Genomic DNA, 6,809 nt, shown 5'->3' on the forward strand with positions numbered 1-6,809 from the left:
TTCTAGTGGGATCACGAAAAGCGCACAACGGTGCGCTTTTTTCATTTAGGTCAACTCTAAAGGGTATTTACGTCCTCCCAAGGATTCAGGCATTTGAAAGTAGAGTTTTCGGTGTTTTCAAAGGGCGCCTGGAATTCGTCAGAATTCAGATAAAATTCCCCTAAATGGTAAAACGACAACGGCATTTTATGTTAAGCTGACCGTAACCCCCATACTAATAATAGTAGCACATTTGGTATAAAGAAACATAATGCCAACGCCTCCGTAATTGACAAAATTATTCAAAAAACTAGCTCCATTCCGCATGTTTAAACATTTATAGAAGCCATGTTTGTGTTATAGCCTTTTCGATTTAGGTATTGGGTAGGGTCCAAGATTCTCTCAACACATCATAAATATACCGCTTAATAACTCATTGACCTAAACCATAATAAATCTCGACTTTGGTTTCTATCTTCAAAAGAACAATCAATATTATCTCAGTTTTCGTCTGTGTAAAAATGTAACCTGCATTTACAAAAAAAGTAACTGCTAACCCTTTCTTATATGAAGAAACTTCTAAAAATTTTCTTCGGTGTCATAGTCTGCGCTTGCGACGCTGATCGAACCGAACTTCCACGTCCTTCCGATCAAGAAATTCCGTCTCAAAAACTGAACGGTTCATTATATGAGAAAGTCGTTCTGGAAGTCACTTTGACCCGGCCAATCGCAGGACTGTCCGATAGCACTTATGTCAATATAAAAAACGTATCTGGGAAGGCTATTACAATTCTTGATTTTTATCTTGAAAGCTGCCAGAAGGCTGATTCGGATATCGGAGATTGCGTCCCGGACTATCATTTCACGCTCAAAACAGACTCCTTAAAAAAAGATGAGATCGTTATCGACAAGATAAAGCGCTTTGTGGATTTTGGTTATTCAAATAAGCTGTACATAACCGCGTTCAAGCCTGGTGATACTACCCCCTTTTCATTTCCTTCGCGATATCCGTATTCGACGGTTCAAAAGGTCGTCACCGCACCAGCCGACACCACAACCTATACTGGCACCGCCAAAACTTTTGTCCAAGCGGACGGGTCATTTTTCTGCCGGGGCAATATCGTGAGTGATAAAATCCCAAACAGAGTTATAGTCCGTCTGGAAGGCCGCATATCGAGAAATGACCAGGTATATGCAAAGAGCTTGACTCAGTTCCCGGACTCAATACCGCTTATATACCTGGGCTCCATAACCGATAGCAAAATAGTAATGGAATCCCCAACAGCGCCCAACACCAAAGAAAATTTCAGCATACTGCTTAAATAACTACTCCTCTAAATACTATGCAAAATGAAAAGCCTTAAAATATTTTTAGTTGTCTTCACATTTATAAGCTTTACCAGGGTATTTGGCCAGAACAAGATTGTTGAAATAGAAACCACTTTTGATTTTGATATGCGATTGATTCCAAATAGAAGTGAATCGCTTACTTTTAGGGTCATTTATTCAAACCAACTAAAAAAAAATAAGGCATACAATTACGAAGTAACTTTTAAGTCAAACTCCGATACAAAATTTAAAAAAGATACTGTCCGACTAAAGTATCCAATTGACCTAGAATCAATCAAAAAAGAGTTTAACAAGGCGATGCAGATCAAAAATGAAAATGAAAATGACGAGGTAATTTATACGGTTTCTGACAATAGTATATATGATATCGCTTATATTTTGGATACGATACCATACCCTATTGCATCAAAAACGATCTCCGGAAACCTAGTATTAAATTCCTACATTAAGGTATTCAACGAAAAAAGCAAATTAGACGATCATCGGCTTAGGCAGGATTCGATCCATCATTTTACTCAACCACTGGTTGAAATGATGCTGAGTCTAGATAAGTTATCAGCACAAAAGATTGACTTCGACAAAGAAATAAAAGAAAACCTAGCGCAGCAGGATACCGGTAAGGTATCTATAGATAAAAAACGTAGTGATCTTTCCTTAAAACTTGCTCAGGATTCCTTAGCACTTAAGAATGCTAATGAAAATATAAAGAGGTCAACTAAACGCGAAAATGACGTACGTTCATCGACACGTAATTTTCAAGAAGAACAAGAAATATTGAAAAATAGACTGAGGATTGTAAACAATTATTTAAGTTTGACCAATACTCTCCCAATAGATACGGTACTAAATAACGCTTTGGTAAATGAATTTATCGCTTATAGAGATACCGTATCAAAGTTTATTAGTAAAGTAAAATCTCTCTCACCGTTAACGGAAAATGGAGTGCTTCCAGCGGAAGAAAAATTTGATGTTACCAAAATCCTGGAAACTGAGAAATCAGCAAAAACCGACTCTTTAAAACAATTAATTGATATTACGGAAAAAAGTAAATATAACCAGATAAAACTAGAAAATGATATAAGCATTTGGACAAAAAAGAAGGAAAATATCGAAGACACTATTAGGACAACTAAAAGTCAATTAACTCTAAATGAACTATTACAGAATAGAAATTCATCTAAAAACTTGGACAGCATCAATAAGATTCTAACAAGAAAAATTTTGGTTATAGATAGTACAAAGAGCAAACTCAGCCACTCAATTGCCGATTTAACTTCTGAGATAAAATCAAAAAATATTTTTCAAATTAACAAGCTCTCTATACAAATAGAGCGCGGGTTCGTAGAACGCATTCAAGTCTATGTACCCAGCCAAAACAGCGACAAATACAATATATTTGAAAACATATTCGCAATTGGCTTTTCATCAGTCAAAAATTTCAAACAATTCACTAAGACACGCTTATATTCAAGGCTCACAGACGAGTATATCTATCTAAGCGACGTGATTGCCAATTTTGACAACCTGCTTGAAAACTATACCCGGGATTATAGCCCCGCAGATACGACCATTAACCATTTTAAACCTAAAGAGGGATTTATAAGGCTTAATCGGGATCAGTTCATGAACCTCTTTGATGCACGAGTATATACAGACCTGATGGGTATTAGTGATTCAAAACCCAACGGTTTGGTCCAGATTGAGGTTGCACGGAAATTCAACATTCAGACTTCCCGTAGACAATTTACAGGAGCCCGCTCCGATTGGGGCGCAGTTAGTTATTTGAATGTGTTTGGTTCAATCAATAAGATTGAAAATAACAAAAAACACCTCCCGCTCAGAAATGAAAATATTGGTAGCAATGGTCAGTTGATTTCGCCATACTATGCAACAAATCTGGATTTTCGTCTCTACCAAAATCTCTCGCTGGGGGCAGAAATGAACTTGTTTTTGCTCGATTGGCCTGACGGAAAACTGACTGCGTATTTTGATGTTGGTCTTGGATATGGGCAAACTCCGTTGGTCTATAACAAGAGAACTGTGGTTGGTAATGCAGTATCGCAGTCGGAGCGCGACTCTTCCCTGATCGCCCACTCTTCGAGCGCATATCCTAAGTTTACCCTCGAAATCTTCTCAGAAAAGCGAATCAGAGTTAATATGTCCTATCAATTCAATTCGACCAGGATTTACAGCAATAATAATTTCAAAGCCATCGCGAGCTATGCTAAATCCGATCTGATCGACCGTGTCACAGAACCTTATGCGAGAAAATCGCATATGATCGAATTTAATCTGATAGCAAGCCCGACCAGTACACAATATGGACGCTTTTTCTTCCGGGCCCGCTACTTTCTACAACATCGGGACCATAATACATTTTTCAGCCAGATCCAATTTGGATACACTTACAGCCTGCGTTTAAAGAAATTTGAACTATGAGAACCTTTTATTTTCTGGTATCCCTGTTTTGCTTGCAAACACTAAGCGCGTCAGCTTTTCAACAAATTGATGAGCGCCCCAAGCCATCCAGATGCGGCTCATGCCTGATTCTAAAAAAGAAAGAGAAGGGGAAGATTAGTAAGATTATCCTGGGCTATGATAACACTGTTAACCATCAGTACCACGCGTTCAAAGCAAATAAAAATGAAAGTTTCAGAGCTATTGAGCGGGTTATCTTTTTGTATGATTCCAGCGGTCTTCAAGTTATATCCTACATTCCAACATTAAGTGAACAACTAAATAGGGATTCGCTGGAAAGTTTCATAAGTCAGTATTCAAAACTTCCAAGCCAAAAGACAGCACAGAAAAAACCCGAGTCAAAAGAACCTGGCAAACAGCAACAGACCGGGTCTGGCTCCTCGAAATCCAACCCCTCTCGCGCATTATCAGAAAAACCGGTCGGCGGTCAAAATGCAAATCCAGTTCAGGAAGCTGAGATTAAATTATATCACATTACCAAGAAATCGGACGTTGACTCTATCTATAATAAAAGCGGAGTTACAAAACAAAATTTGGGAATTGTCCTTCGAACCGTTCGTATTGAGTCTCCAACAGCTCAGATAGCAACGGGTCAACCAAGCAAAGTTCGTTATCGCGATTTTACCCCGCCTTCACACAGAGAAATGCGCGACATATACCGGGCCTACCGGGTACCGAAATTCTACATTGAAGCGGGTAGTGTAGTCGGTCTTACTCACCGCGATCTTCAGATCGTGAGCACACAGCCGGACAGAAAATTATTGGAAGCGAGACTGAGACGAGAGCATCCGGGTTTTGGCAATACCATCGGCGTTCGTTTTGGCTACCACATCAACGACCGGAGCTCCATTTATTCCGGATATATGTACTCGCACCAGCAGTTTCAGGGTTTGGATAGGATCAACTGGAGTACCGGATTACAGGCCGAAGCGGCGGGAAACAAGCTAAAAAACTACCGGTTTGATAGTTGGGGAAGGGAAGTGGGATATAGCTATATGCCTTATCGAAAAAAAACGGGGCTAAGTGTAGATCTGGGACTTCATTTTCTATGGATCAGAAATCAAAGCTCAATCCAACAATTTACATTCGGGCCACACGCCTCGATCGGCCCGAAAATCCGGCTGGGATCAATTTTGGACTTGCGGATTATGCCCACCATCTATTACAATATCGCAGCGCTTGAAAAGAACACCCCCGAGGCAGGAGAGCAGCAATTTGCAACCCGCCTGTTTACAACAGGAGTCAGAATGAGCCTGGTCTGGACAAAATAAGTTCGATCAGCATAAGCAACTGCAACAAATGGATAGTCGTGTGATTCGACCTCAAAGATTCATTTCAAGTGAGAGGCTTAGCTCAGAACGCTAGGTCCTTTTTTTGCTGTTTCAAAAGCTGCAATAGTTTAGACCATTCTCGTTCGAACCAGCCTGAAAAACTCGCGGCACCGTTGTTGTTAATGACTGCGTAGCCATTTCGATATGTTGTACCTAAACTGGTTACATATATTGAATTAATTTATAAATTGTGTGCTTCAACCCTCTTAAAAAATGCGATTGATGCAAGCACCGTCACTCAACGAACAGCTTCGAAACCTCTATCTGGAACAGCTCCCATTAATTTATCAAACAATCAGTACGAATGCCACTCCAGAGCAACTCGAGGACGTTCATGGCCCGTTCATGATGCATGTCTATCCAGAATACGCTGAGTCCAAAAAGAAATTGATGTTCGTGGGCATGGAAACCCATGGATGGGAAGATTGTAAACTGGATGAGGATTTTCTGGATACACATCGGCGCCTAACGTCGAGATATGAATCATTTATGACTAGTCAAGAACAACCGAATTCTCCATTCTGGTGGTTTATAAACGGTTTGAATCTAAGCTATGGGCAAGCAAACTTCAACAGAACAGTACTCTGGACCAATCTTTCAAAGATCGATATTGGAAAAAAGCGGCCCATTGGGAATCTGTATGACCATTCGATGGGCGTGTTTCTGAATATTCTATTGAAAGAGGCAGCCATCGTAAATCCGGATATACTCGTCATCATGACAACCAGTCCTCGCTACCGTTATCACTTGAACAATTTCTTTGGTGTAGACGTCGGAAATGCCACTTTGGAGACGATACTACCAAAACTACTGTACAGATGGACTTCTGAGAAACTTCCCATCGCCACATTTCAAATTTCTCACCCTAACAGTCTACGCTTTAAAAAAGGAGGTTTCCACTCAAATGCGAACCTGATAATTGAAGCGATTAATGGCCTTGTCAAATAGCTTTTCTCCGGTAAAAGTACCATTACAATACCATTAAGGTACTAACACGACCTTCCCATGACGACGACCTCAAATTTTACCTTCCTCGAATCTGAATTTCCCATACTTTATAACATTGGAATATCAGCAGAGTATAATTTACACCAGGATCCAGCGACTTGTTTATGGAAAATTCGGGGCTTTGGTGAAAGAGTTACCGAAATTCTATTTAAGGAACATGCGTTAAAATTTCCGACTGAAAACAACTTTGCTAACCGACTGAGGCTATTAGGTTTTGAAGGCGTTCTTCCTCAGGCAGTAAAAGACCTGTTTTATCACATCAGAACCAAGGGGAATAAAGCCACGCACAATCTTGACGGCACATATCAAGAAGCTAAAGAAGCACTGGTCGCCGTGTAGCCTTACCTAAAATAGGACAATGAGATATCAGACTTTTTTGTTTTCTATTGTCTTCGCAAACACGGCTGGTGCCATTCCTGCAAGGGCTTGATGCGGGTGTAGCCGATTGTAATTATCCATCCATTCATCTGATAAAATACGAACTTGTTCAAGTGATTCAAACAAATAGGCATCTAACACGTCTTCGCGATAGGTGCGGTTTAGCCTTTCAACGTAACCATTTTGCATCGGTTTTCCGGGTTGAATGTAATGGATCGCGATGCCTTTGCTCTCGCACCATTGCCTGAATTTGTCAGCCAGAAATTCTGGTCCGTTGTCAACCCG

6 protein-coding genes are annotated in these 6,809 nt (G+C 40.2%); 5 read left to right on the forward strand and 1 reads right to left on the reverse strand.

Features of this window, described 5'->3' with window-relative positions; translation table 11 throughout:
* Positions 1 to 546 precede the first annotated feature (546 nt).
* The 5 genes from BLQ88_RS21495 to BLQ88_RS21515 all read left to right on the forward strand — a co-directional run bounded on the left by BLQ88_RS21495 (position 547) and on the right by BLQ88_RS21515 (position 6,485).
* A complete protein-coding gene (locus BLQ88_RS21495) occupies positions 547 to 1,305 on the forward strand; it encodes a hypothetical protein (RefSeq protein WP_090154296.1) in 759 nt (252 codons plus the stop codon).
* Between the two features lie 24 nt (positions 1,306 to 1,329).
* On the forward strand, positions 1,330 to 3,768 hold the full coding sequence (locus tag BLQ88_RS21500) for a hypothetical protein (RefSeq protein WP_090154299.1): 2,439 nt from the start codon (positions 1,330 to 1,332) through the stop codon (positions 3,766 to 3,768).
* Positions 3,765 to 5,078 (forward strand): hypothetical protein, encoded by a 1,314-nt coding sequence (locus BLQ88_RS21505; RefSeq protein WP_090154301.1) that lies wholly within the window; start codon positions 3,765 to 3,767, stop codon positions 5,076 to 5,078. Before BLQ88_RS21500 ends, BLQ88_RS21505 begins: the two co-directional genes overlap by 4 nt.
* Positions 5,079 to 5,360: 282 nt before the next feature.
* Positions 5,361 to 6,086, forward strand: coding sequence for a hypothetical protein (locus BLQ88_RS21510; RefSeq protein ID WP_143016898.1), 726 nt, complete (start codon positions 5,361 to 5,363; stop codon positions 6,084 to 6,086).
* 57 nt (positions 6,087 to 6,143) lie between these two features.
* The gene (locus tag BLQ88_RS21515) at positions 6,144 to 6,485 is read left to right on the forward strand and encodes a DUF4145 domain-containing protein (protein ID WP_090154305.1); all 342 of its coding nucleotides are present in this window, start codon (positions 6,144 to 6,146) and stop codon (positions 6,483 to 6,485) included.
* A 27-nt stretch (positions 6,486 to 6,512) separates the two neighbouring features.
* On the opposite strand, the gene BLQ88_RS21520 is transcribed toward BLQ88_RS21515, so the two are convergent.
* Positions 6,513 to 6,809, reverse strand: a 297-nt coding sequence (locus BLQ88_RS21520) for an integrase core domain-containing protein (RefSeq protein ID WP_143016899.1), incomplete at its 5' end; no start/stop codon positions are given.

The sequence above is a fragment of the Dyadobacter soli genome, assembly GCF_900101885.1.
Lineage (GTDB): Bacteria > Bacteroidota > Bacteroidia > Cytophagales > Spirosomataceae > Dyadobacter > Dyadobacter soli.

Bases quoted from the DNA above. Each gene is read 5' to 3' on its own strand.
- BLQ88_RS21495 (WP_090154296.1), top strand. From the start codon at position 547: ATGAAGAAACTTCTAAAAATTTTCTTCGGTGTCATAGTCTGCGCTTGC.
- BLQ88_RS21500 (WP_090154299.1), top strand. From the start codon at position 1,330: ATGAAAAGCCTTAAAATATTTTTAGTTGTCTTCACATTTATAAGCTTT.
- BLQ88_RS21505 (WP_090154301.1), top strand. From the start codon at position 3,765: ATGAGAACCTTTTATTTTCTGGTATCCCTGTTTTGCTTGCAAACACTA.
- BLQ88_RS21510 (WP_143016898.1), top strand. From the start codon at position 5,361: ATGCAAGCACCGTCACTCAACGAACAGCTTCGAAACCTCTATCTGGAA.
- BLQ88_RS21515 (WP_090154305.1), top strand. From the start codon at position 6,144: ATGACGACGACCTCAAATTTTACCTTCCTCGAATCTGAATTTCCCATA.